The organism is Pseudomonas frigoris, assembly GCF_047758635.1.
Taxonomy (GTDB): domain Bacteria; phylum Pseudomonadota; class Gammaproteobacteria; order Pseudomonadales; family Pseudomonadaceae; genus Aquipseudomonas; species Aquipseudomonas frigoris.
On record NZ_CP180479.1, the window covers coordinates 2,654,755 to 2,675,487 of the forward strand.

Consider the following 20,733-nt stretch of genomic DNA (forward strand, 5'->3'; position numbering starts at 1 on the left):
GTCGGCCACCTTCAGACTGACAATCTCTGGTGACCGTGTGATGCTAACCGACAGGCGTGATCGCCTGAGGAGGTTTTCAAATGAGTCCCTCATCGCCCACCATCCTGCAGGACCGGGCCGCGGCCGGTCGACGTCTGGTGGAGCCGTTACTCAAATACGCGCATAGACCCGATGTCATCGTCCTCGCCTTGCCCCGAGGCGGTGTTCCGGTCGCCTATGAAGTGGCCTCTGCCCTGGAGGTTCGCCTCGACTTGATGCTGGTCCGCAAGCTCGGGGTTCCGTCCCATCAGGAGCTCGCCATGGGCGCCATCGCCAGCGGCGGCATCCAAATCCTCAATGAGCACGCGCTGCGGGTTCACCCGATTGACCCGGCCACGTTCGATGACGTCGTCGCACGGGAAACCCGGGAGCTGCTACGTCGCGAGCAGGTTTACCGGGGAACGCGCGCGCCTGTGCAACTCAAGGATCAGGTGGTGATCCTGATCGACGACGGCCTGGCGACAGGCGCCTCGATGATGGCGGCGATCCACGCGGTGCGTGTGCATGCGCCGTCTCGCATTGTCATCGCCGTGCCGGTGGCGCCGATTGAGACGGCGGAGGCGCTGCGCAGCGAGGTGGATGAGCTGATATGCCCGATCATTCCCGACTGGATGATGTCGATCAGTCGTTGGTACATGGACTTTACTCAGACCTCGGATGCTGAGGTCATCAAGTTGTTGCAGCGGGCGTGGCTGCGAGAGTCCAGCGCCGCTCAGCAGTGGTGACTCAAGAGGGATGCGCGATCTCTAGCCAATCTTCAAACCGGGTCGCTCCGACAATGGGGTTATCGTCTGGCGTGAGGGACTTGTCATTGATCGGGGCGCCGAAGTAAGGAACCGTGTCATCCGAAACGGCTTCGCGCGGGTCCTTGGTATGTTTCAGGTACTCACTCACGAATTCGACAATGGGTCGGCGATCCGGCCCGGCCACTTCCACGGTCTGATTGATCGGCGCTTTTTGAGCGATAGCCGTCAGTGCGGCCGCGACATCCACCGAGGCCACCGGTTGCAACGCGGCGGACGATAAATGGATGGTGTTGCCGTCCTCGCGACCTGAGTAAGCAATGGCACCAATGAACTCGAAGAACTGCGTGGCGCGCAGGATGGTGTAGGGAACACCCGATGCCTTGATGAGTTTTTCCTGGGCCATTTTGGCTCGGAAATATCCGCTGTCGAGCATCCGTTCGGTGCCGACGACTGACAGGGCAACATGGTGTTTGGTGCCGGCAACCTTCTCGGCAGCGAACAGGTTATGCCCGGCGGTCTCAAAGAAATGCAACGCCGCGTGATCCTCGAATGAGGGGGAGTTGGCCACGTCGACCACCACGTCGGCGCCCTTGAGCGCGTCCGCCAGGCCCTCGCCGGTGATGACGTTGATGCCGGTACTCGGTGATGCTGATATGACTTCATGCCCCTGATTCTGGAGGTTCTTGCAGACATTGCTGCCAATCAGCCCGCTTCCTCCAATGATGACGAATTTCATGGCCGGTCTCCCGATGCGGTGTGTTGGGACAGTCATTAAACACCCGGACAGCGGCCCTATCGGGGCGGACACTTGCGTGGGCCGACAGGTGGTCGGAAGTCTGAGCGCCAGGTGGAATTAAGGGCGTTTGTTTGCTTTAGTCCACCTATCGCTGGCTCACGTGTGCGGCGCCTCAGCTCATGACGGGAGCCCAACCGGAGAATCCCATGAAACACCGATTCCCGACCTGCGCCGTGCTGGTTGCCGCCCTTGCATTCGGCGCGATGCCTTGCGTCCAGGCGGTCGAATACACGCAGGTCAATGAAACCGCAAGCACGATCTCCTTCACGTATAAACAGTTCTCCTCGCGGGTATACGGCACGTTCGGCAAGTTCGAGGCCACGCTTGATTTCAACACGGCAAAACCATCAGCAGGCCGGGCCGCGCTCACCATCCAGCTCGACAGCATCGATGCCGGAAGCAGCGACGCTAACAGCGAACTGAAAAAACCGGCCTGGTTCGACACGGCAACGTATCCTGTGGCGAAGTTTGTGTCGACCGGCGTGAAGGTACTGGGCAACAACCGTTACTCGATCACCGGCAAACTCACGCTCAGGGGGATCACGCGTGAAGTGGAGGTGCCGGTCCTCTTGAAGGCCGAGAACGCCATCGGGATTTTCGATGGGCAGTTAACGCTCAAGCGCAGCGACTTCAAAGTCGGTGAGGGCGAATGGGCCGACGGTGTCGTCTCCGACAAGATCAATATCCGGTTTCGGATGGTTGCGCCGCAGCGGTAACACGCATGCGGGGTCCCAAGTGGTCATTGCGAGTCATGAGGCGGGCTCATCAATGGCGGCCGACGATCATTCCCACGCTCCCGCGCGGTGCATCTGCTGACACGCGAAGGGTGCGCCGTTCTGGATGTGATTCAGGCGCGGGCATGGCAGCGGGAGGAGGGGTTTAAAGCTACCGTTTAGTTGTGTCGCCTCTGGCCTCATCGCGAGCAAGCTCGCTCCCACAGGGGATTTGTGAACGCCACAGATCCAATGTGGGAGCGAGCTTGCTCGCGATGGGACCTGGGCATCCAGCATTGCTGTCGACTGACACACCACCTTCGGTCACGTCAGCACGTTATGATAGGCACGCCCGCGAACACACTCTTCACGTCCGCCCCAGAGTCAGAGCCACGAATGCCCCAGATCACCCATTTCAAAACCCCGTGCCCCGAGCACATCAATAGCCAGATCCTGCAGATGGTGGTCGATTACCTGACCGACATCAGCATGATCGCTATCGCGCCGAGCAACCTGTTGTACAACGTGTACCAGTACGCGATCGGCTACGAGGTTCACCTGTATCTGGAGGCGTTGAACGGGGCGAAAGGGATTGCGGTGGAATTGCTCGTCGCGACCGACGAAGACGACCCCGAGAAGGTCGTCGGCTTCTTGCTGTACCTGCCGGTCAAGGACGATCCCGATGCATGCGGTGTTGCGTATATGGTGGTGAGTGCCAGCCATCGGCGTCAGGGTGTCGCCCGAAAGATGCTGCGGGAGATGGTCGGCCGCTACCCTCATGCCGAGCTGACGTGCGCGGTCGCCAAGGTTCCTTATTTTGAGGCTATGGGGTTTCAGGTAGTGGGCGTGCGCGCGACTCAGGTGTTGATGAACACCCGCGATCACGGCACTGATGGCTTGATGGCCGTGCTGGACGTGGCGTCGATCTACAGCTCGCTCGAGGTGCGACAGATTCATACGTACCTGCTGCAAAAACACGGCAAGCGAGCCATGCTCGATGCGGAAAAACAGCGTGACCGGCATCTGGACCAGATGACGCGCAAGGTGAATGAGTTTGTTCGGGAGCGATTGGGTGAAGGGGCGGTGCCAGCTCCTTCACCTCGACTGCGGTTGGTCTAGTTGCTTCGACTCAACGCAAAAAAAGCCCTTGGTGCGGACAACGCGCCAAGGGCTTTTTCATGTCTGGATTTCGCGCAGTTAAAAAAGAGCCTCAACGCTCTTTGATGGGGAGGAAGTAGAGCCCTTGAGGCTCAAGATGCGCATGAAACAAGTGGTGAGCTTGTTGGGGGTTCAGTTTACTCACCACTTACGCAGGGGCTTGAGCAAACAAGCGGCTGCGTAGAATCATCGTAGAAAGTTGGGGGTTGGCGCTCAAGTACCGCTAGTCGAATCCATCTTTCTGGTGTCAGTTTCCGCGATGTTTCCAACGTCGCCACGGGCACTTCTTTCGACCATTGCAATGATGGTTTCGTACAGCTCGTCCTGTGCCTGCACGGCGCTGATTTCTGCATTCGCGGCGGCGTGTGACAAAGCTTCCGCCGCACCGAGCATCGCCCGCAATCCCGCTGCCTTGATCTCACCCACGCCAGCGAAAGGGGCGAGGGCGGTTCGGCACTTATTGAGAAAGATCGCTTCGTACTCACGCTTGATCTTCTCCAGTTCCGGGGAGCTGGCCAGTGCCGCGATGACGCCGGGAATCTCGTTGCCCTGAAGCAGCACGCAGTCGACGTATGACGAAGCAATCACCCTGGCGGTGCCGGGTAAAGTCGGTTCGCTGTCCTGAAGCGCCGCATCCATCAGTGCAGTCTGCCGGGCATCGAAGTCTTGATAGAGCGCCGCCAACAGCCCGGGGCGCGTCGTGAAGTGATCGTACACCACCGGTTTGGTGATCCCGGCTAGCTCGGCAAGTCGCCCCAATGTCAGCGCGTCCGTACCTTCTTCCCGAACGAGTTGCCAGGCGACGTCCAGCAACTGGCGTTGGCGGTCCTCCCGGGACATTCGTCGTCGCGGTTGCGGCGTGGAATCTTGCGCGTCTGTTTCGGTGGTTGACATGGCTATGTACCAAAAGTAACTTACTGATCGTAACTTACCAAGAGTATATAAGGTCCGCCTTGTGCTCTCAATCAGGAGTTTCCAGCATGCACGCGCTTATCGTTGTGGCTCATCACGATCCTCGTTCGCTTACCCATAGCCTGGTTGCGCAAGTCGCTCAGGGCATCACCCTGGACGATCCCGGTCATACCGTTGAAATTGCCGACCTCTCGGCCGAAGGGTTCGATCCGAGGTTCAGCGCCGCTGATCTGGCGGTGCATCACCGGGAAGCGCCGCCTCCTGCTGATGTGGTTGCCGAGCAAGCGCGGATAGACCGCGCCGATGCGGTGGTGCTGGTCTATCCCGTCTATTGGTGGTCGATGCCGGCGCTGCTCAAGGGCTGGATTGATCGGGTGTTCGCCAACGGCTGGGCGTTCGATTTCACTGCCGATGCCAAGCTGGAGAGGAAGCTTGGCCATCTGCGGATTCACCTGATCGGTGTGGGCGGTGCCGACGCTGCAACCTACGCCCGGCACGGTTATGCCGAGGCCATGAGGACGCAGATTGACCATGGCATTTTTGATTATTGCGGTGCGCGGGTGGTGACGTCCGAGCTGCTGCTTGAATCGGAAATTCAGGACCCGACGGTGCACCTGGACGCCGCGAAAAGCTTCGGTCGCGAGCTCTTTGCGGCATCCAGACACCTCAATCCTGTTAGCCCTGTTCACCCGGCCAGCCCGTCCGACGCAAGGCGTTGAGCAACGTCCCGGCATCCAGTCCCGGTACCGCATGGCCATTGCCTTCGGCGGTGTCGGAGGCCAGTAAGGCATTGATGATTGCTTCCTCCACCGCTTCAGTGGCGGCCAGGAACAACTCGCTGATGTGGTCGTTGTTGACCATGCTCAGGTTGTCGGTGGTCGGCGCACGCTTGCTCTCGTAAGCGGCCGGCGGCACGTGTTGATTGCCGGTGGCGAAGGCGATGAAGATGTCTCCGCTGTGGTCTTCATTGCCGCCGCCGGTGCGGGCCAGGCCGAGGCTGGCGCGCTGCGCGAGGCGCGTGCACTGATGCGGCAGCAACGGTGCATCGGTGGCCAGGCAGACGACGATCGAGCCCATACCCGGATGCGGCAAGGACGCCTTGAGAAATGGCGAGTCGGCCTTTTCCATATAGCGCCCGACCGGGTAACCGTCGACCCGCAGTTCGTTGCGGATGCCATGGTTGGCCTGGACGATGGCGCCGACGGTCCAGCCGCCCTGAGCACTGTTCAGACGTCGCGAAGCGGTGCCGATCCCACCCTTGAATTCGTGGCAGATCATGCCGCTGCCGCCGCCGACAGCGCCTTCGATCACCGGACCACCCACCGCCGTGCGCAGGGCTTCGGCCACATGTTCAGGCTTCACGTGGAAACCGTTGATGTCGTTGAGCAGACCGTCGAAGGTTTCCAGCACCACTGGCATGTTCCAGTAGAGTCGCCCGTCATTGGGCTGGTTCTGGCGATCCAGCGTCACCAGCGCATCGCGCACCACACCCAGGCTGTGGGTGTTGGTGAAGGCGATCGGGCTGGTCAAAAGACCTGCTTCGCGAATCCATTCAAGACCGGTCGCATCACCGTTGCCATTGAGCACATGGACGCCGGCAAAGCATGGTTGCAGGCTGGTAGAGCCGGCACGCGGCTCGATCACGGTGACGCCGGTCAGGATGTCGCGGCCGGTCGCGGTGCGTCCTCGCACATTGCTGTGGCCGACCCGTACGCCGGGCACATCGGTGATGGCGTTGAGCGGGCCGGGTTGCAGTTGGCCGAACTGGATGTTCAGGTCGCGGGCACGTGGTTTCATCGTTTCTCTCATCTTCAATTCATTCAAAAAATTATTGGCTAACACAATCCCTGTAGCAGCTGGCGAAGCCTGCGTTCGGCTGCGAAGCAGTCGTGAAATCAGGCAGTGCGTTGTTCCAGGTAGACCGAGATTTCAGAATTTACGACTGATGCGCAGCCGAACGCAGCCTCGCAAGCTCGACAGCTGCTACAGATCCCATCGGGTTCACTGACCGTTTTTGACTTTGCTCCAGATCCGCGTCCGCACGCGCTCGGTGGCGGGCGGCAAGGGCTGAAGCGTGAATAACGTGGCCATGGCTTCGGCCGACGGATACACGGCAGGATTGTTGCGGGTCGCTTCGGCCACCAGTGGCGTCGCGCTGCGGTTGCCGTTGGGGTAGGAGAGGTGATCACTGACCGGCGCTATGACGTCGGGACGCATCAGGTAGTCGATGAAGGCCAAACCCTGTTCCGGATGTGGTGCGTCCTTGAGCAACACCAGGGTGTCGAACCACACCGGCGCGCCTTCTTTCGGCAGGCTGTAGGCGATTTTCACCCCATTGTTGGCCTGCTCGGCATTGGTCTTGGCTTCCAGCATCGCGCCGGACCAGCCCACCGCCACGCAAATGTTGCCGTTGGCCAGGTCGCTGATGAACTTGGACGAGTTGAAGTAGGCGATGTGTGGACGCAGCTTGAGCAGCAGTGCTTCGGCCTTTTTGTAGTCCTCGGGGTTGGTGCTGTTGGGGGGCAGGCCGAGGTAGTGCAGGGTGACCGGCAACATCTCGGCCGGCGAGTCGAGCATGGCCACGCCGCACTGGCCGAGTTTGGCCAGGTTTTCTTCGTTGAACACCAGGTCCCAGGAGTCCACCGGCGCCTTGTCGCCCAGCGCGGCGCGGACCTTGTCGATGTTGTAGCCGATGCCATTGGTGCCCCACAGATACGGCACGGCGTACTGGTTGCCCGGGTCGTTGTTGGCCAGTTTTGCCAACAGGTCAGCGTCCATGTTTTTGAAGTCCGGCATCTGAGCGTGGGGCAGAGGCGCAAGGGCGCCGGCCTTGATCAGGGTCGGCAAGCTGAAGTTGCTGGCCACCACCACGTCGTATCCGCTGCGGCTGGTGAGCAATTTGCCCTCCAGCACTTCGGCACTGTCGAAGGTGTCATAGACCGGCGCAATCCCGGTGTCACGCTTGAAATCCTGCAGGGTCGTAGGGCCAATGTAGTCATACCAGTTGTAGACGTGAACCGTCGGGCCCTCGGCGGCAACCGCCGATAGCGAGACCGACAAACAGGTGCCCAGTCCAAGATTGATATACGAGCGGTGACGACTCATGATGCGGCACTCCTGGGCCTGTTGCAGGCCGGTGATGATCAGGTGCTTGCAGCGTATCGGCAGGGAGTGGACTCACCCATTCCCATCATGGGTTACTCGAAAGGGGTAGGGCGTGGACGCGTTGTTGAAAGAGTTACCGGTGCACCAAGGGTTGGCGCGGGTATTTGGTGCCTTGGGGCAGGACGGGTTCTGGCGTGCGCTGGTCGACACGCTGCGGCTGCTGGTGCCGATGGACAACGCGTTGGTCGCGGTAATGCGGGCCGGGCGGGTGCCGCGCCTGCTGATCGACTTCGACTCAAAGGGCGGTGCTACCGAGCAAGAAGAACTGGCGGATTACAGCGCCGGCATGTACCTGCTCGATCCGTTTTATCAGGCCGCCTGTGCCGGCATTGCCGACGGCTTGCACAGCCTCGAATCGGTGGCCCCCGACCAGTTCCAGCAGAGCGAGTACTACCTGAGCTATTTCCGTACTGTGGTGGGCGGTGACGAGTTGCAGTTCATGGTCAACGTCGAGGGCGCCGTGCTCGGTTTGTCGTTGGGACGCTCGACGCGATTCACGCTTGAGGAACAGGGGCGCCTGCTTTGCGTGCGCGATTGGGTGCTGGCGGCGATGCGCCGTCACCTGCAATTGATGCCGCCGGAAGGACCGGCCGCCGAAGCGGTGGCCGGGGATCTGGCGACCCTGTTGGATCGTTTCGATGCGCGCCTGTCGGTGCGGGAAATCGAAACGGCACGGCTGATTCTTCAGGGCTTCTCAAGCAAGGCCATCGCCCAGCAGATGGGCATTTCCCCGGAGACGGTGAAAGTGCACCGGCGCAATCTCTATCACAAGCTCAATGTGAATGGGCATGGTGAGTTATTTGCTTTGGTGTTGCAGCCGCATTGAAATCAACATCAAAAGATCGCAGGCTTCGCCAGCTCTACAGGGTGTACGCCATCCCAACGTATGAGCTGGCGAAGCCTGCGATCTTTTGATTTTTAGCTAGCCAGCCTGAACACCAGCGCCTTCAACCCGCATTCAACATCGGCGTCCGGAAACTCCGGTGGATTATCCAGCCGTTGCTCGAAACGCAGGCTCGGTGCTTCGCGGGTGACGCCGTCGATGAGGAAGTCCGCACCGAACGCCGGATCGTTCATGCACGCCAGCACCGTGCCCTGTGGGCTGAGCAGTTCCGGCAGTCGGCGCAGCACGCGCTGGTAGTCCTTGGTCAGCAGAAAACTGCCTTTCTGAAAGGACGGCGGGTCGATGATCACCAGGTCGTAAGGGCCCTTGCCAATCACCTTGCCCCAGGACTTGAACAGGTCATGTCCGAGGAAAGTCACCTTGCTCAGGTCGTGGCCGTTGAGTCGGTGATTGTCGCGGCCACGGCTCAGGGCCGGGCTGGACATGTCCAGATTGACCACGTGCGTTGCTCCCCCCTCGATGGCCGCTACCGAGAATCCGCAGGTGTAGGCGAACAGATTCAGCACGCGCTTGCCCTGGGCATTGGCCCGCACCCAGTCGCGGCCATAACGCATGTCGAGGAACAGGCCGGTGTTCTGTTTGCGGCCCAGGTCCACCCGGTAATGCAAACCGCCCTCGGTGATCGTCATCTCGTCGATCGCGTCCCCCAAAAGCCACTCGGTGGTGCTTTGCAGCAGGTAGCGATGTTGCAGCAGGAGCGTGTGCGCGCCGGATTGCGTCCACGCAGGCGAGTGCGTGACATCCATCAGCTTCTGTTTCAACGCTTCCAGCTGCGACGCGTCGGGTTCCTTGAACAGCGACACCAGCACCACGCCCTGCAACCAGTCGACAGTCAATTGCTCCAGCCCCGTCCAGCACCGGCCACGGCCGTGGAACAGCCGGCGGGTTTCGGCGGGGGCAGCCGCCAGAGCCGTCAGTAAATGGTCGTGGAGGGTGGAGAGAGCGTCAGCGTTCATCGGGCAGGGCCAGCAATTTGTTGGGGCGGCATTTTAACCACAATTGAGCCAAGCTCGCTCCCACAGGCTGTTGGGGGGTAGTTATCACGTTTAATTTAACTTTACGTGAGGATTTGGCGATCTGTAGGCCCACATACTCGGCTCCAACGATCAACCGCCGGGAGCCCATCATGTCGCAGTTACCTGCTTCACCCGCCGTCAGCAGCCATCCCCGCTGGCTACGGCTGACCCATTGGCTGAACGCCTTGGCGGTGCTGGTCATGGTCACCAGCGGTTGGCGAATCTATAACGCTTCCCCGCTGTACGACTTCAGTTTTCCCAAAACGATCACCTTGGGTGGATGGCTCGGCGGCGCATTGCAATGGCATTTCGCGGCGATGTGGTTTCTGGCCGTCAACGGTCTTGTCTACCTGATCATCAACCTCGTCAGTGGTCGTCTGAAACGGCGCTTTTTCCCGGTTTCGCCTAAAGGTGTCCTGCATGACCTGTGGGCCGCGTTGAGAGGGCGGTTGGGGCATGCCGATCTGAGTCATTACAACCACGTGCAACGGGTGGCGTACCTGTTCGTGATGGTCGACATCACGCTGCTGGTGATTTCCGGTCTGGTGTTGTGGAAGTCCGTCCAGTTTCCGCTGTTGCGTGAACTGCTGGGCGGTTACGAAGTCGCGCGGCACGTGCACTTCATCGCGATGTCGCTGTTGGTGGCCTTTGTCGCAGTTCATCTGGTGATGGTCGCACTGGTTCCCAAAACGTTGTGGGCCATGATTGTCGGTCGCAAGGAGGTCGTATGAAAAAGCGCATTCAAGGCTCAGGGCTGGACGAGTCGTCCATCCTGACAGATGCCAGGAAAATCATTGCCCCACAGATCGAGGACCGCTCACGACGCTCGTTCCTGATGCGCAGCCTGACCCTCGGCGGGGTGGCCATGTTGTCCGGCTGCAACCTCACCGACAACGAAAGCGTCGACACCGCGTTGTCCTCCATGTCCCGGTTCAACGATCGGGTGCAGGGCTGGTTGTTCAACCCCAATGCACTGGCGCCGACCTATCCCGAGTCAATGATCACCCGGCCGTTTCCGTTCAATGCCTTTTACGGCATTGACGAGGCGCCGACGGTGGAGGAAGGGAGTTATCGACTGGAAGTGACCGGCATGGTCGCCGACAAGCGCAGCTGGCGCCTGGAAGAACTGCGTGCCATGGCCCAGACCGAACAGATTACCCGACACATCTGCGTCGAAGGCTGGAGCGCGATCGGGCGCTGGGGCGGCGTACGGTTCAGCGACTTCCTGAAGCGGGTCGGTGCCGACACGGATGCCAAATATGTCGGCTTCAAATGCGCGGACGACTACTACACCAGCATCGACATGGCCACCGCGCTGCATTCGCAAACCTTGTTGACGCTGACCTATGACGGCGCGGTGCTGCCTCGCCAGTACGGCTTCCCGATGAAGCTGCGTATGCCCACCAAGCTGGGCTACAAGAATCCCAAACACATTCAGGCGATGTTCGTCACCAACACCTATCCGGGTGGCTACTGGGAAGACCAGGGCTACAACTGGTTCGGTGGTAGCTGATGGCGCCTGGCCACTTCACTGCGCAGCGCCCGCTGCGCTCATTCGCAACCTGTGCTTCAAGGAGTTCCATCATGAAAAAGTTAGCGACCACCGTACTGTCCATGTGCCTGGTGTTTGGCACCGCCAGCGTGTTTGCCGCCGATGCTACAACCAATAACGGCATGAGCAACGACAGCATGAGCAAGGATTCAATGTCTAAAGACGCCATGCATAAAGACACGATGAAAAAGGACGCCATGACCAAGGATTCCATGAGCAAGGACGCGATGAAGAAAGACAACATGTCCAAGGACGCCATGAGCAAGGACGGAATGAAGAAGGACGCGATGTCCAAGGACACAATGAAAAAAGAGGCTCCTTCGTACTGATCCGAACACCCTCCTTCGAGGCCAGACCCTGGTTTGCAGACGCCCATACGCCGCTGTATGGCGCCCGATTTAATCGCCCGGTTGTATCAAAAATGAATTTCCGCGAAGTCCGCTGCTCATACCTGATAGGTGGCGGATTTAAGCGCGCGAAATCATTCAGGCAATCAGGGAGTGTCACGGTCATGAGTCCAGTATCGACGGCGGGTGAGCACCTTCCTGGCGGGTTGATTCTTGTGGTTGAGGACGACCCGCTGATCCTGGAGTTTCTCTGTGAAGTTCTTCAGGAAGAAGGCTTTGTGGTTGAACCTCAGACCAGCGCGGATGCCGCGTCGAAGTATCTGGAGCAGCACTCGGACGGCGTCCGTCTATTGCTCACGGACATCACCATGCCGGGCAAACTCAATGGTGCGGACCTGGCCAATCTGTTTGGCGACCGCTGGCCGGACAAACCGATCATGATCATGTCCGGTTTCGAAACGCCGGAAAGCGCCGGGGTCAGGCATTCGGTGTCGTTCATCAAGAAACCGTGGGCGCTTGGGCAGTTGCTGGACTGTTTGGAAGGTGCCTTGAAGTCGAAACGTACCCTTTAGAACCTGCGGCACATCTGATCACTACAACCTGTCACGTTGCGCCTTGTGGCGGGCCTATACTTCAAGAGTCGGCACACTCGGTGCGACCTGCAATCGTGTTTGATGGATGGGATGGCGCGTCGAGTGATCGTTCACGCAGGCCACGGCCTGCCTTCGTCGTAGGGAGGAGAAGATCATGGCGCGTAAATACATCGACTGCCGCGAGTTTCCAAGCGATGCCAAATGCTCGGTCGCACTGTCCGCAGACTCTGAAAACGAACTGCTCGAAGCCGCCGCACAGCATGCGGTCAGTGTTCACAAGCACATCGACTCACCGGAACTGCGTGCTCAACTGAAGACGATGTTTCATGACGGCACCCCGCCTGTTGAAGCACCGCGTCCCGCTTAGCAAGGAAATCCTCTGCAGGAGTTGCCGAAGGTTGGGGCCGCGTTCTTCGGCAGCTCCTCGCAAATGCTACATTGCTCGGCGAACCCGCCTGGCACTTGCGAGAGGTAGCTCCCCCTTGTCTGCTCAAGAATCTGTCTTCAACACCCCGTACCGCGCTTTTCTGTTCGATATGGACGGCACCGTCCTCAATTCCATCGCCGCTGCCGAGCGGATCTGGGCGGCCTGGGCCTTGCGCCACGGCGTTGATGTCGTCTCATTCCTGCCCACTATCCATGGCGTTCGCGCCATCGACACCATCAATCGCCTGGCGTTGCCCGGGGTGGATGCCGAGGCTGAAGCGGCGTTCATCACCGAGGCGGAAATCGAGGATGTCGAGGGGATCATCGAGGTGCCTGGCGCGGCAGACTTTCTGAAGTCGCTGCCCGCGAACCAGTGGGCGATCGTCACCTCGGCGCCGAAGGCATTGGCGCTGCGGCGGATGGCCGCGGCGGGTATTGCGCAGCCTTTGGTGATGGTCACTGCCGAAGACGTCAGCGCCGGAAAACCCGATCCTGCGGGCTATCGACTGGCGGCCAAACGCTTGGGCGTTGAACCGGCCGATTGCCTGATTTTCGAAGACGCCACCGTGGGCATTCTCGCCGCCGAGGCGGCGGGCGCGGGCCTGATCGTGGTGACCGCGACCCACGACCATCCGCTCCAGACCCCGCATGCCACATTGGCCAGCTACGACTCGGTCGTCGCGCTAGTAGACCCTGAGGGACATGTCCGCCTACAGAAAATCTAATGTGGGAGCGGGCTTGCTCGCGAAAGCGGTGTGTCAGGCACATCGATGGCGAATGACACACCGCATTCGCGAGCAAGCTCGCTCCCACATTAGGGTTGTGTTGTTTCAGTAAACCCCGGGAATCAACCGCCAACTGCGGGCGCAATAAGCCTCGTATTCACTGCCGAACTGCGCCCGTAACAGCCCTTCTTCAGAGTGAATGCGGGCGATCAGCGGGATCAGCGTCACCGCGGCCAGCAACAGGCCAACGCCGGAGCGAAAGGCCAGTGCCCAGCCCACTGCAGTGATCATCAGCCCCAGATAACTGGGGTTGCGCAAGGTGCGATAAATCCCGTCGGTGACCAGCGTGTGCCCCGGCTGAATCGCCACCAGTCCACTGAAACGCTTGCCCAGCACAAACACCGGCCACAGCCGCAGCGTGCCGCCGATGATGAACAGTAATGCCCCGAGCCAGCGCACACCTTCGCCACCAAAGGTCCAGATGTCGATTCGGTCGGTATAGGCCGGCAGGTACCCGCTCAATAAACCGATCACTCCGAACGCCGGCAGCACCCAGCGATTGGCCCGGTCTTCACGTTCGCCGGAACTCAGGTTGACCTCGGTGAACAAGGACGCGATGGCCATCACCAAAGTGGCAAACACAATAACCACCAGCGGTGCATGAGAGAAAAACGCCGAGAATCCGCCGAGCCCCCACACCGCGAGCCCAAGGTAGGCGAGGGTGGAAACAACGGCGAAAAACGCCAGCTTGGCCGAGATTTTCATCTGCACCTCCACAAACGGACCTGACGCCGTTCATTGTAGGAGCTGCCGCAGGCTGCGATCTTTTGATCTTTGCTTTTAAAAACAAGATCAAAAGATCGTCCGAACGCGGCCCGAACCTTCGGCAGCTCCTACAGGGCCCTGGCATTACGCCGAATCACCTGCGGCGGCTGTCCGAATGCCCGAAGGAAGGCTTCGCGCATGCGGCGGCAGTCGCTGAAGCCGGATTCTTCGGCGATCTGATCGAGGGTCAGGCGCCCTCGTTCCAGCATCTGCCGCGCCGTTTCCAGGCGCAGGTTCTCGATGGCTTTGGCCGGTGATTGACCGGTTTCCGCCCGGAAGGCTCGGCTGAACTGCCGAGGGCTGAGGCGCGCGACGTCTGCCAGTTGCTCCACCGACAACGTCTCGGTGAGGTGTTCTCGCGCATAGCCGAGGACGGTTTGAATGCGGTCGGATTTCGCTTCCAGTTCCAGCAGCGCCGAGTGTTGCGACTGGCCGCCTGCGCGGCGGTGGTACATCACCAGTTTCTGCGCCACGGAACGGGCCAGTGCGGCGCCGTGATCCTTTTCCACCATGGCCAGCGCCAGGTCGATGCCGGCGGTCATCCCGGCGGAGGTCCAGATCGAACCGTCGACGACGTAGATGCGGTCTTCTTCGACCTTGATCGACGGAAACCGCGCTTGCAGCTCCCGTGCATAAGCCCAGTGGGTGGTGGCGCGCCGTCCGTCGAGTAAACCGGCCTGGGCCAGGACGAACGCTCCGGAGCAGATCGACGCCGTGCGCCGTGCGGTTTTAACGCTGTCGCGCAGGTAACTCAGCACGCCTTCGGGTGCCTGCTCGAGGATGGCATCGCCGCCCACCACAATCACCGTATCGAACACCCGCTCACCAAAGGCCTCGGTGCCGACGCTCAGCCCACCGGAAGCGCGTAATGTGCGGCCGTCTTCGGACAATACGCTGACGTCATAAAGCGCCTCGCCGGCGCTGAAGTTGGCGTACTCGAACACCGGCATGGCCGCCAGCGCCATGGACTGGAACCCTTCAAACACTACAAATGCCACGGAAGTCATCGAGATGTCCTCAAAAGGTCATGTCCGAAAAACGTACTTTAAACGTCATTTGAGACGGCCGTAGACCCTTTATAACGGTTCACACCCGGCGAAGTTATCGCCTCACTGTGAAGGAAATCGACATGGCCCTCTCATCCAAAGGTACCGCTCTGATCACTGGCGCTTCTTCGGGCATCGGCGCGGTGTATGCCGACCGTCTCGCGCGGCAGGGTTACGATCTGATTCTGGTCGCCCGCAGCCAGGCGAAACTGAGCGCCCTGGCCAACCACTTGAGTAATGAAACCGGCGGCGCCGTGGAAGTGGTCGCCGCCGATTTGAAAGACAAGGCCGACTTGCGGCGGGTCGAAGAAATTCTACGCTCCGACGCCAGTATCACCCTGTTGGTCAACAACGCCGGGGTCGGCGCTGTCATGCCGCTGCTCGGCAGCCCCGTGGATGACATGGAAGACATGATCACCCTCAACGTGACCGCGTTGATGCGCCTGGCTTACGCGTTGGTGCCAGGCTTCGTCGCTCGCGGCACCGGGACGGTGATCAATATCTCCTCGATCGTTGCCATCGCCCCGGAAATTCTCAACGGCGTGTATGGCGGGACCAAGGCATTTGTCCTCGGCCTGAGCCAATCGATGCACCGCGAGCTGGCCGACAAAGGCATTCGGATCCAGGCCGTATTGCCCGGCGCTACCGCCACCGACTTCTGGAGCGAGGCCGGCAACCCGGTGGAAAACCTGCCGCAAGAGATCGTGATGTCCGCCCAGGACATGGTCGATGCGGCGTTGACGGGGTTGGCGCAAGGCGAAGTGGTGACCATTCCGGGCCTGCACCAAGGCGATAAGTGGGATGCCTACGAAGCCCAGCGTCAGACGCTGTCTGGCTTGTTCGGCAATTCTACGGCAGCACCGCGATATCGCTGAGACGGTAACCGGGGGAGCAGGGTGAACTAAGCTTGGATAAGGACCGTTCACCCTTAAGGAGCTCCACCATGCTTCACATCAGGACGCCGTTGATTCTGCATCCAGACCTGTCGACCCCATCTCGACGAATCTGGCTCAAGTTGGAAAACCTGCAACCGAGCGGCTCATTCAAACTTCGCGGTATTGGGCTCTTGTGCAGCCAGGCGGCGGAGCAAGGGAAACGCAAAGTGATCTGTCCTTCCGGCGGCAACGCCGGGTTCGCCACCGCCGTGGCTGCCGCCAGACTGGGGTTGAAAGCCTGCATTGTGGTGCCGAACACCACGCCGGAAACCACCCGCGCAAAAATCCGCAAAACCGGTGCCGAGGTGATCGTTCATGGCAAGGTCTGGGACGAAGCCAATCTACGGGCCAAAGAACTCGCGCAGGGCGCTGATACCGAATACGTACCGGCCTTCGATCACCCGGTGTTGTGGGAAGGGCACAGCACGATGGTCGACGAAATCCTTGAGGATTGTCCTCAGGTCGATGCGCTCGTGATGTCGGTAGGGGGTGGAGGTTTGCTGGCGGGGATTCTCACCGGATTGATTCGCCACAAGCGCATGGACTGCCGGATCATCGCGTGTGAAACCCAGGGTTCTGCGTCTTTTGCCGCCGCTGTCAGTGCCGGACATCCGGTCATATTTCCCCGGATCGATACGGTCGCCAGGTCGCTCGGCGCTACTTTGGTGGCCGCCTGGCCGGTGCAACACATCCTCGATTTCCCGCACGAATGTGTCGCGCTCAGCGATGACGAGGCGATCATGGGCGTAGTCCGTTACGCCAACGACCTGCGTCAGTTGGTCGAACCGGCGTGCGGCGTTTCGTTGGCGATTGGATACCTGGACCATCCGGCGATTGCCGAAGCCCATGATGTGGTAATTGTGGTGTGCGGCGGCGTGAGCATCAGCGCGCAATTGGTGGCGGGTTGGGCGCGATTATCCACCGGTGCTGAAGCAAGGTAGGGCTGCAAACGCTATCCGGGCGCTGCAAGCCCCACCGCTACTTTTTCAGCCTTTATTGACCCGCGGCAACGCCTTCCTGGACGAGGATGGCTCTGGCCAGGTCTTCGTCGCTGGCGTTGAGGCCGGGATGTTCCTGACGAATCTGCTTCAAGTATGACTCCAGATAAACACCACGAATCGCGCCGCCACTGGCAACGAAGCTGGAGGCGTCATCCCGGGCAGGAATCATGAGTTTGTGGTCCTTGAACGTCGAGTACAACGATGCGGAAACCCCGGCTGACGTGGCGACATCGCCCGCATCCACTTTGGCCATAGCGGAGCCGAAGGGTAAACACAGCAAAAGGGAAGAGATGATAATCAGACGGCGCATGACGGTGTCCTCTGAAAGCGTGAAGCAAAAAAGGAAGTACCTCATCTGTAGGATGCGTGGCGGTCGTCAGGAGTTCCCTGTCGATGCGTGATCAGTCCAACGCCTGCGTCTGAAAAGGCTCAGCTCCGCGCCGCACACACAATAATCTCCACCGAAAACGCTGGATCAGCTCGCTTTGCTTCGCCGCACGCGCGGGCCGCGGCCATTGGTCAGCCCAGGCAAAGCGCTGACCCAGTGTCAGCGCTGAGTCCAAGAGGCAAGGCGAAAACCCTCCAATTGCGCACAGTCCCTTCAGGCCGCTCTGCTACAGCAAAGGAATGCTGTAGCTCACGATCAAGCGATTCTGGTCCTGGTCTCGGGCCGCCTCGCTGTTGGACTTGCCGTTACGCCATCCGAATCCGACACCTTTAAGCGTGCCGGACTGAATCACGTAGTCCAGAGCGATGTCCCGCTCCCATTCTTTCTGGGTATCAACTTCTGCGGGAACATGGCCGGGGTGATCGTGCCGATCCTGATCGGGCTGATCGTGCAGTTCACCGGGTCGTATTTCCTGGTGCTGATCTTCTTCGTGGTCATGGCCATGTTGCTGGCGATATTCTCCAGCCTGATCGATTATCGGCAACGAGGGCTGGCGTGAAAGGAGCGGAGGGCAGGTGAGCGTCGATATCGAATGCGTGGTGGTCGGGGCCGGAGTGGTCGGGCTGGCGGTCGCCAGAGCCCTGGCCCGCAGCGGGCGGGAAGTGATCCTAGTCGAGGCGGGCGAGGGCATTGGCGTGGGCATCAGTTCGCGCAATTCGGAAGTGATCCACGCCGGCATTTACTACCCGAGCGGCAGCCTCAAGGCGCAAGTGTGCGTGGAGGGCAAACAACGCCTTTACGCCTTTTGCGATGAGCGCGGCGTCGATTACCAGCGCCTGGGCAAGCTGATCGTGGCCACGGATGACGGTCAATGCGCAGCCTTGCGCAAATTGCTGGAGCAGGGCCTGCACAATGGCGTTGATGACCTGCAATGGCTGGACGCCGAACAGGCGCGGGAACTTGAACCGGCAGTGTCCTGCGTCGCTGCGCTCTGGTCACCGTCCACCGGGATTGTCGATTCCCATGCCCTGATGCTGGCGCTTCAGGCGGATGCCGAGGCCAGCGGCACTTCGCTGGTTTTTCATACGCCGCTGGCGTCGGCCCGTTGCACCGAGCAAGGTTTCGAATTGCGGATGGGCGGCGCCCAACCGATTACCTTGAGCTGCCGTGCGTTGATCAATTGCGCGGGATTGTCCGCGCCTGAGGTGGCGAGCCGGATTGAAGGCTTGCCGTCGCAGCACGTTCCAACTGCCCGGCTATGCAAGGGCAGCTATTTCAGTTTCAGCGGCCGGGCGCCGTTCCGGCATTTGGTGTATCCGGCCCCGGAGAGTGCGGGGTTGGGTGTGCACATGACGCTGGATCTGGGCGGTCAGGCGCGCTTTGGGCCGGACGTCGAATGGGTCGATCACGTCGATTTCCGTGTGGATCCACGCCGAGCCGATGGCTTCTACGAGGCAATCCGGCGCTACTGGCCGGCGTTGCCCGATAACAGCCTGAAACCGGCCTACAGCGGTATCCGCCCGAAAATCACGGGCCCGACCGAGCCGGCGGCCGACTTTGTCATCAGTGGTCCGGCCGAGCATGGTGTGCCGGGGTTGGTGAATCTGTTCGGTATCGAGTCGCCGGGGTTGACCAGTTGCCTGGCGCTGGCTGATCGGGTGACGACGGTATTAGCCACACAACGACCGGTGTAGCAGCTGCCGAGCAACGCGAGGCTGCGTTCGGCGGCGAAGCCGTCGTAGTCCGGCGAATGCGGTCTACCTGATGCAACGCGGTCTCAGGTTTTACGACGGCTTCGCCGCCGAACGCAGCCTCGCGTTGCTCGGCAGCTGCTACACAGATCGTGTTATTGCGAAGTGACCGGTAATCAGCGTTTGCAATGCCGCTCGCCCTGAGGGCTATGCTTGGCAGTGCGCCCATCACAATGGGAGACCTCCGATGATTAACGTACGCACTGCCCGCATGCTTGCCGATTACAAGCGCTGGGCCAATCAACGCCTCTTTGACAGCCTGGCCGCACTGCCGCCGGGTGAGGTCAATAAAGAGCGCGTGTCGGTGTTCAAGAACATGATCGGCACCCTGAACCACATCTACGTGGTGGACTGCATCTGGCAGGCCCACCTCGAAGGCCGAGGGCACGGCTTCAAGACGTCACACGATCTGCTGCACCCCGAACTCGCCGAGCTGCGCCTGGCGCAAAAGGACATTGATCACTGGTACTGCGACTGGAGCGAACGGCAGACCGATGCCTCGCTGGATAAACCCGTCGAGTTCAGCTTTGTCTCGGGGGAAAGCGGCACCATGAGCGCCGGCGCGATACTGATGCACGTGGTCAACCACGCCAGCTACCACCGCGGCTGGGTGGTCCAGATGTACTTCGAAATTCCGGTCATGCCGCCGGTCACTGACCTGCCGGTCTACCTGCGCGAGACCAACCCCGAGTCTTTCAAATCGATTAATGCCCCGGCAGTGGAGCGGCCATGTGTTGGGCAATTCGCGAGCGCAACCAACGTTCTGCCGGATCGTTATCGTTGACCCCGTTCCAGACCATGGACAGTTCGGACAGCACGATGTCAAACGGCGGGTCGTCGGCCCGCAACTGGCTGCTGCCTTCGATCAGCGCGCACGCCGCGTAGTCCGGCACCGTGGCGAGCATATCGGTGCCGGTCAGCAAGGCGCGCAGGCCGGCGAATTGCGGCACCGCCAGCACCACCCAGCGTGAACGACCGATACGGGCCAGGTCGCTATCGATGGCACCGGTCAAATCCCCGGAAAACGACACCAGCGCGTGAGGGCGCTCGCAATACTCATCCAGGGTCAGGGTGCCGGGACGGTCATCGCCACGCAGGAACTTGACGCTCAGGTCGCGCAGCTTCTTGCGCTTGGCGTTGGCCGGCAGTTCCGTGGTGTAGCTGATCCCGACGGAAATCTCCCCGCTGGCCAGCATCGACGACATCAGCATGAAATTCACCCGCCGCACCACCACCACGACGTTCTGCGCCTCTTCGCGTATTTGCTTGAGCAGCGGCGGAAACAGGCCGAACTCGGCGTCGTCGGACAGGCCGATGCGGAATACATCGCGGCTAGTGGACGGGTCGAAATCCTTGGCCCGGCTGACCGCGCCGGAGATGGTGTCCATCGCCGGCTGCAACTCCTTGAGGATCGCCAATGCGCGCTGGGTCGGCTCCAGCACACGACCGTTACGCACCAGCAGCGGGTCGTCGAACAGGTCGCGCAACTTGGCCAGCGAGGCACTGACGGCGGGCTGGCCGAGAAACAGCTTCTCCCCGGCCCGGGTCAGGTTCTTTTCGAACATCAGGGTTTCGAAAATCACCAGCAGGTTCATGTCCACGCGACGCAGGTCGTTGCGGTTCATGTGGGGTTGCTCGCAGGATTTCGGGGTCTTTTCAGTAAAGCACCAAACCCTGTGTGGCAGTCGAAGATCC

General features: G+C 60.4%; 24 protein-coding genes and 2 pseudogenes. 16 read left to right on the top strand and 10 right to left on the bottom strand.

Annotated features, from left to right (window positions below; all coding sequences use genetic code 11):
• The first annotated feature begins 80 nt into the window (after positions 1-80).
• The gene (locus ACMXYH_RS12080; protein WP_415767203.1) at positions 81-764 is read left to right on the top strand and encodes a phosphoribosyltransferase; all 684 of its coding nucleotides are present in this window, start codon (positions 81-83) and stop codon (positions 762-764) included.
• A 1-nt stretch (position 765) separates the two neighbouring features.
• Here the strand turns inward: ACMXYH_RS12080 and ACMXYH_RS12085 are convergent, their stop codons facing one another.
• A complete protein-coding gene (locus ACMXYH_RS12085) occupies positions 766-1,521 on the bottom strand; it encodes an SDR family oxidoreductase (RefSeq protein WP_415767204.1) in 756 nt (251 codons plus the stop codon).
• Positions 1,522-1,727: 206 nt separating this feature from the next.
• Here ACMXYH_RS12085 and ACMXYH_RS12090 point away from each other — a divergent pair, with 206 nt between their 5' ends.
• Together ACMXYH_RS12090 and ACMXYH_RS12095 are read left to right on the top strand one after the other, a co-directional pair.
• Positions 1,728-2,297 carry a YceI family protein gene (locus ACMXYH_RS12090; RefSeq protein WP_129436782.1) on the top strand — a complete coding sequence of 190 codons (570 nt, stop codon included), beginning with the start codon at positions 1,728-1,730 and terminating at the stop codon, positions 2,295-2,297.
• A gap of 393 nt (positions 2,298-2,690) precedes the next feature.
• On the top strand, positions 2,691-3,413 hold the full coding sequence (locus tag ACMXYH_RS12095; RefSeq protein WP_415767205.1) for a GNAT family N-acetyltransferase: 723 nt from the start codon (positions 2,691-2,693) through the stop codon (positions 3,411-3,413).
• Positions 3,414-3,665: 252 nt separating this feature from the next.
• Here ACMXYH_RS12095 and ACMXYH_RS12100 read toward each other — a convergent pair whose 3' ends face one another.
• A complete protein-coding gene (locus tag ACMXYH_RS12100; RefSeq protein WP_129436780.1) occupies positions 3,666-4,346 on the bottom strand; it encodes a TetR/AcrR family transcriptional regulator in 681 nt (226 codons plus the stop codon).
• 86 nt (positions 4,347-4,432) lie between these two features.
• Between ACMXYH_RS12100 and ACMXYH_RS12105 the strand changes: the two genes are divergently transcribed.
• On the top strand, positions 4,433-5,083 hold the full coding sequence (locus ACMXYH_RS12105; RefSeq protein WP_415767206.1) for an NAD(P)H-dependent oxidoreductase: 651 nt from the start codon (positions 4,433-4,435) through the stop codon (positions 5,081-5,083).
• Here ACMXYH_RS12105 and ACMXYH_RS12110 read toward each other — a convergent pair.
• Both ACMXYH_RS12110 and ACMXYH_RS12115 read right to left on the bottom strand, forming a co-directional pair.
• A complete protein-coding gene (locus ACMXYH_RS12110) occupies positions 5,040-6,161 on the bottom strand; it encodes a P1 family peptidase (RefSeq protein WP_415767207.1) in 1,122 nt (373 codons plus the stop codon). The genes ACMXYH_RS12105 and ACMXYH_RS12110 overlap by 44 nt on opposite strands.
• 204 nt (positions 6,162-6,365) lie before the next feature.
• The gene (locus tag ACMXYH_RS12115) at positions 6,366-7,469 is read right to left on the bottom strand and encodes an extracellular solute-binding protein (RefSeq protein WP_415767208.1); all 1,104 of its coding nucleotides are present in this window, start codon (positions 7,467-7,469) and stop codon (positions 6,366-6,368) included.
• Between the two features lie 112 nt (positions 7,470-7,581).
• On the opposite strand from ACMXYH_RS12115, the gene ACMXYH_RS12120 reads away from it, so the two are divergent.
• On the top strand, positions 7,582-8,355 hold the full coding sequence (locus ACMXYH_RS12120; RefSeq protein WP_134418588.1) for a helix-turn-helix transcriptional regulator: 774 nt from the start codon (positions 7,582-7,584) through the stop codon (positions 8,353-8,355).
• 92 nt (positions 8,356-8,447) lie between these two features.
• On the opposite strand, the gene ACMXYH_RS12125 is transcribed toward ACMXYH_RS12120, so the two are convergent.
• Positions 8,448-9,389, bottom strand: a complete 942-nt coding sequence (locus tag ACMXYH_RS12125) for a class I SAM-dependent methyltransferase (RefSeq protein WP_415767209.1) — start codon at positions 9,387-9,389, stop codon at positions 8,448-8,450.
• A gap of 170 nt (positions 9,390-9,559) precedes the next feature.
• Here ACMXYH_RS12125 and ACMXYH_RS12130 point away from each other — a divergent pair, with 170 nt between their 5' ends.
• The 6 genes from ACMXYH_RS12130 (at position 9,560) to ACMXYH_RS12155 (ending at position 13,092) form a co-directional block, all read left to right on the top strand.
• Positions 9,560-10,180: a cytochrome b/b6 domain-containing protein gene (locus ACMXYH_RS12130; RefSeq protein WP_129436774.1), complete on the top strand. Its 621-nt coding sequence runs from the start codon at positions 9,560-9,562 to the stop codon at positions 10,178-10,180.
• Positions 10,177-10,962 (top strand): molybdopterin-dependent oxidoreductase, encoded by a 786-nt coding sequence (locus ACMXYH_RS12135; RefSeq protein WP_415767210.1) that lies wholly within the window; start codon positions 10,177-10,179, stop codon positions 10,960-10,962. Before ACMXYH_RS12130 ends, ACMXYH_RS12135 begins: the two co-directional genes overlap by 4 nt.
• 71 nt (positions 10,963-11,033) lie before the next feature.
• On the top strand, positions 11,034-11,330 hold the full coding sequence (locus ACMXYH_RS12140; RefSeq protein ID WP_134418586.1) for a pentapeptide MXKDX repeat protein: 297 nt from the start codon (positions 11,034-11,036) through the stop codon (positions 11,328-11,330).
• Between the two features lie 182 nt (positions 11,331-11,512).
• Positions 11,513-11,920, top strand: coding sequence for a response regulator (locus ACMXYH_RS12145; RefSeq protein WP_415767211.1), 408 nt, complete (start codon positions 11,513-11,515; stop codon positions 11,918-11,920).
• Positions 11,921-12,095: 175 nt separating this feature from the next.
• Positions 12,096-12,308 carry a DUF1059 domain-containing protein gene (locus ACMXYH_RS12150; protein WP_129436770.1) on the top strand — a complete coding sequence of 71 codons (213 nt, stop codon included), beginning with the start codon at positions 12,096-12,098 and terminating at the stop codon, positions 12,306-12,308.
• A gap of 115 nt (positions 12,309-12,423) precedes the next feature.
• Positions 12,424-13,092 (top strand): HAD-IA family hydrolase, encoded by a 669-nt coding sequence (locus tag ACMXYH_RS12155; protein WP_129436769.1) that lies wholly within the window; start codon positions 12,424-12,426, stop codon positions 13,090-13,092.
• Positions 13,093-13,197: 105 nt separating this feature from the next.
• Here ACMXYH_RS12155 and ACMXYH_RS12160 read toward each other — a convergent pair whose 3' ends face one another.
• Together ACMXYH_RS12160 and ACMXYH_RS12165 are read right to left on the bottom strand one after the other, a co-directional pair.
• Positions 13,198-13,857 (bottom strand): methyltransferase family protein, encoded by a 660-nt coding sequence (locus ACMXYH_RS12160; protein ID WP_415767212.1) that lies wholly within the window; start codon positions 13,855-13,857, stop codon positions 13,198-13,200.
• Between the two features lie 128 nt (positions 13,858-13,985).
• Positions 13,986-14,924, bottom strand: coding sequence for a GlxA family transcriptional regulator (locus tag ACMXYH_RS12165; RefSeq protein WP_134418582.1), 939 nt, complete (start codon positions 14,922-14,924; stop codon positions 13,986-13,988).
• A 122-nt stretch (positions 14,925-15,046) separates the two neighbouring features.
• On the opposite strand from ACMXYH_RS12165, the gene ACMXYH_RS12170 reads away from it, so the two are divergent.
• Both ACMXYH_RS12170 and ACMXYH_RS12175 read left to right on the top strand, forming a co-directional pair.
• A complete protein-coding gene (locus tag ACMXYH_RS12170; RefSeq protein WP_415767213.1) occupies positions 15,047-15,838 on the top strand; it encodes an SDR family NAD(P)-dependent oxidoreductase in 792 nt (263 codons plus the stop codon).
• A 68-nt stretch (positions 15,839-15,906) separates the two neighbouring features.
• Positions 15,907-16,839: a pyridoxal-phosphate dependent enzyme gene (locus tag ACMXYH_RS12175; RefSeq protein ID WP_415767214.1), complete on the top strand. Its 933-nt coding sequence runs from the start codon at positions 15,907-15,909 to the stop codon at positions 16,837-16,839.
• A 52-nt stretch (positions 16,840-16,891) separates the two neighbouring features.
• Here the strand turns inward: ACMXYH_RS12175 and ACMXYH_RS12180 are convergent, their stop codons facing one another.
• Complete coding sequence (locus tag ACMXYH_RS12180; protein ID WP_111449117.1) at positions 16,892-17,209, bottom strand: DUF2388 domain-containing protein; 318 nt, start codon at positions 17,207-17,209, stop codon at positions 16,892-16,894.
• 304 nt (positions 17,210-17,513) lie between these two features.
• Positions 17,514-17,681 (bottom strand): annotated as a pseudogene (locus ACMXYH_RS12185) (OprD family outer membrane porin); the annotation flags it as partial.
• Here ACMXYH_RS12185 and ACMXYH_RS12190 point away from each other — a divergent pair.
• The 3 genes and pseudogenes from ACMXYH_RS12190 to ACMXYH_RS12200 form a co-directional block, all read left to right on the top strand.
• Positions 17,679-17,846 (top strand): annotated as a pseudogene (locus ACMXYH_RS12190) (MFS transporter); the annotation flags it as partial. The pseudogenes ACMXYH_RS12185 and ACMXYH_RS12190 overlap by 3 nt on opposite strands.
• Before the next feature lie 16 nt (positions 17,847-17,862).
• Positions 17,863-18,981 carry an NAD(P)/FAD-dependent oxidoreductase gene (locus ACMXYH_RS12195; RefSeq protein WP_415767215.1) on the top strand — a complete coding sequence of 373 codons (1,119 nt, stop codon included), beginning with the start codon at positions 17,863-17,865 and terminating at the stop codon, positions 18,979-18,981.
• A 244-nt stretch (positions 18,982-19,225) separates the two neighbouring features.
• Positions 19,226-19,822, top strand: coding sequence for a DinB family protein (locus ACMXYH_RS12200; protein WP_415767216.1), 597 nt, complete (start codon positions 19,226-19,228; stop codon positions 19,820-19,822).
• Here ACMXYH_RS12200 and ACMXYH_RS12205 read toward each other — a convergent pair.
• Entirely contained in the window at positions 19,743-20,663 is a 921-nt protein-coding gene (locus tag ACMXYH_RS12205; RefSeq protein ID WP_415767217.1) for a LysR substrate-binding domain-containing protein, read from the bottom strand. The two genes, ACMXYH_RS12200 and ACMXYH_RS12205, sit on opposite strands and share 80 nt — an antisense overlap.
• Positions 20,664-20,733 lie beyond the last annotated feature (70 nt).

Coding starts and splice junctions, on each gene's coding strand:
- ACMXYH_RS12080 (WP_415767203.1), top strand. CDS start 81: ATGAGTCCCTCATCGCCCACCATCCTGCAGGACCGGGCCGCGGCCGGT.
- ACMXYH_RS12085 (WP_415767204.1), bottom strand. CDS start 1,521: ATGAAATTCGTCATCATTGGAGGAAGCGGGCTGATTGGCAGCAATGTC.
- ACMXYH_RS12090 (WP_129436782.1), top strand. CDS start 1,728: ATGAAACACCGATTCCCGACCTGCGCCGTGCTGGTTGCCGCCCTTGCA.
- ACMXYH_RS12095 (WP_415767205.1), top strand. CDS start 2,691: ATGCCCCAGATCACCCATTTCAAAACCCCGTGCCCCGAGCACATCAAT.
- ACMXYH_RS12100 (WP_129436780.1), bottom strand. CDS start 4,346: ATGTCAACCACCGAAACAGACGCGCAAGATTCCACGCCGCAACCGCGA.
- ACMXYH_RS12105 (WP_415767206.1), top strand. CDS start 4,433: ATGCACGCGCTTATCGTTGTGGCTCATCACGATCCTCGTTCGCTTACC.
- ACMXYH_RS12110 (WP_415767207.1), bottom strand. CDS start 6,161: ATGAAACCACGTGCCCGCGACCTGAACATCCAGTTCGGCCAACTGCAA.
- ACMXYH_RS12115 (WP_415767208.1), bottom strand. CDS start 7,469: ATGAGTCGTCACCGCTCGTATATCAATCTTGGACTGGGCACCTGTTTG.
- ACMXYH_RS12125 (WP_415767209.1), bottom strand. CDS start 9,389: ATGAACGCTGACGCTCTCTCCACCCTCCACGACCATTTACTGACGGCT.
- ACMXYH_RS12130 (WP_129436774.1), top strand. CDS start 9,560: ATGTCGCAGTTACCTGCTTCACCCGCCGTCAGCAGCCATCCCCGCTGG.
- ACMXYH_RS12135 (WP_415767210.1), top strand. CDS start 10,177: ATGAAAAAGCGCATTCAAGGCTCAGGGCTGGACGAGTCGTCCATCCTG.
- ACMXYH_RS12140 (WP_134418586.1), top strand. CDS start 11,034: ATGAAAAAGTTAGCGACCACCGTACTGTCCATGTGCCTGGTGTTTGGC.
- ACMXYH_RS12145 (WP_415767211.1), top strand. CDS start 11,513: ATGAGTCCAGTATCGACGGCGGGTGAGCACCTTCCTGGCGGGTTGATT.
- ACMXYH_RS12150 (WP_129436770.1), top strand. CDS start 12,096: ATGGCGCGTAAATACATCGACTGCCGCGAGTTTCCAAGCGATGCCAAA.
- ACMXYH_RS12160 (WP_415767212.1), bottom strand. CDS start 13,857: ATGAAAATCTCGGCCAAGCTGGCGTTTTTCGCCGTTGTTTCCACCCTC.
- ACMXYH_RS12165 (WP_134418582.1), bottom strand. CDS start 14,924: ATGACTTCCGTGGCATTTGTAGTGTTTGAAGGGTTCCAGTCCATGGCG.
- ACMXYH_RS12170 (WP_415767213.1), top strand. CDS start 15,047: ATGGCCCTCTCATCCAAAGGTACCGCTCTGATCACTGGCGCTTCTTCG.
- ACMXYH_RS12175 (WP_415767214.1), top strand. CDS start 15,907: ATGCTTCACATCAGGACGCCGTTGATTCTGCATCCAGACCTGTCGACC.
- ACMXYH_RS12180 (WP_111449117.1), bottom strand. CDS start 17,209: ATGCGCCGTCTGATTATCATCTCTTCCCTTTTGCTGTGTTTACCCTTC.
- ACMXYH_RS12200 (WP_415767216.1), top strand. CDS start 19,226: ATGATTAACGTACGCACTGCCCGCATGCTTGCCGATTACAAGCGCTGG.
- ACMXYH_RS12205 (WP_415767217.1), bottom strand. CDS start 20,663: ATGAACCGCAACGACCTGCGTCGCGTGGACATGAACCTGCTGGTGATT.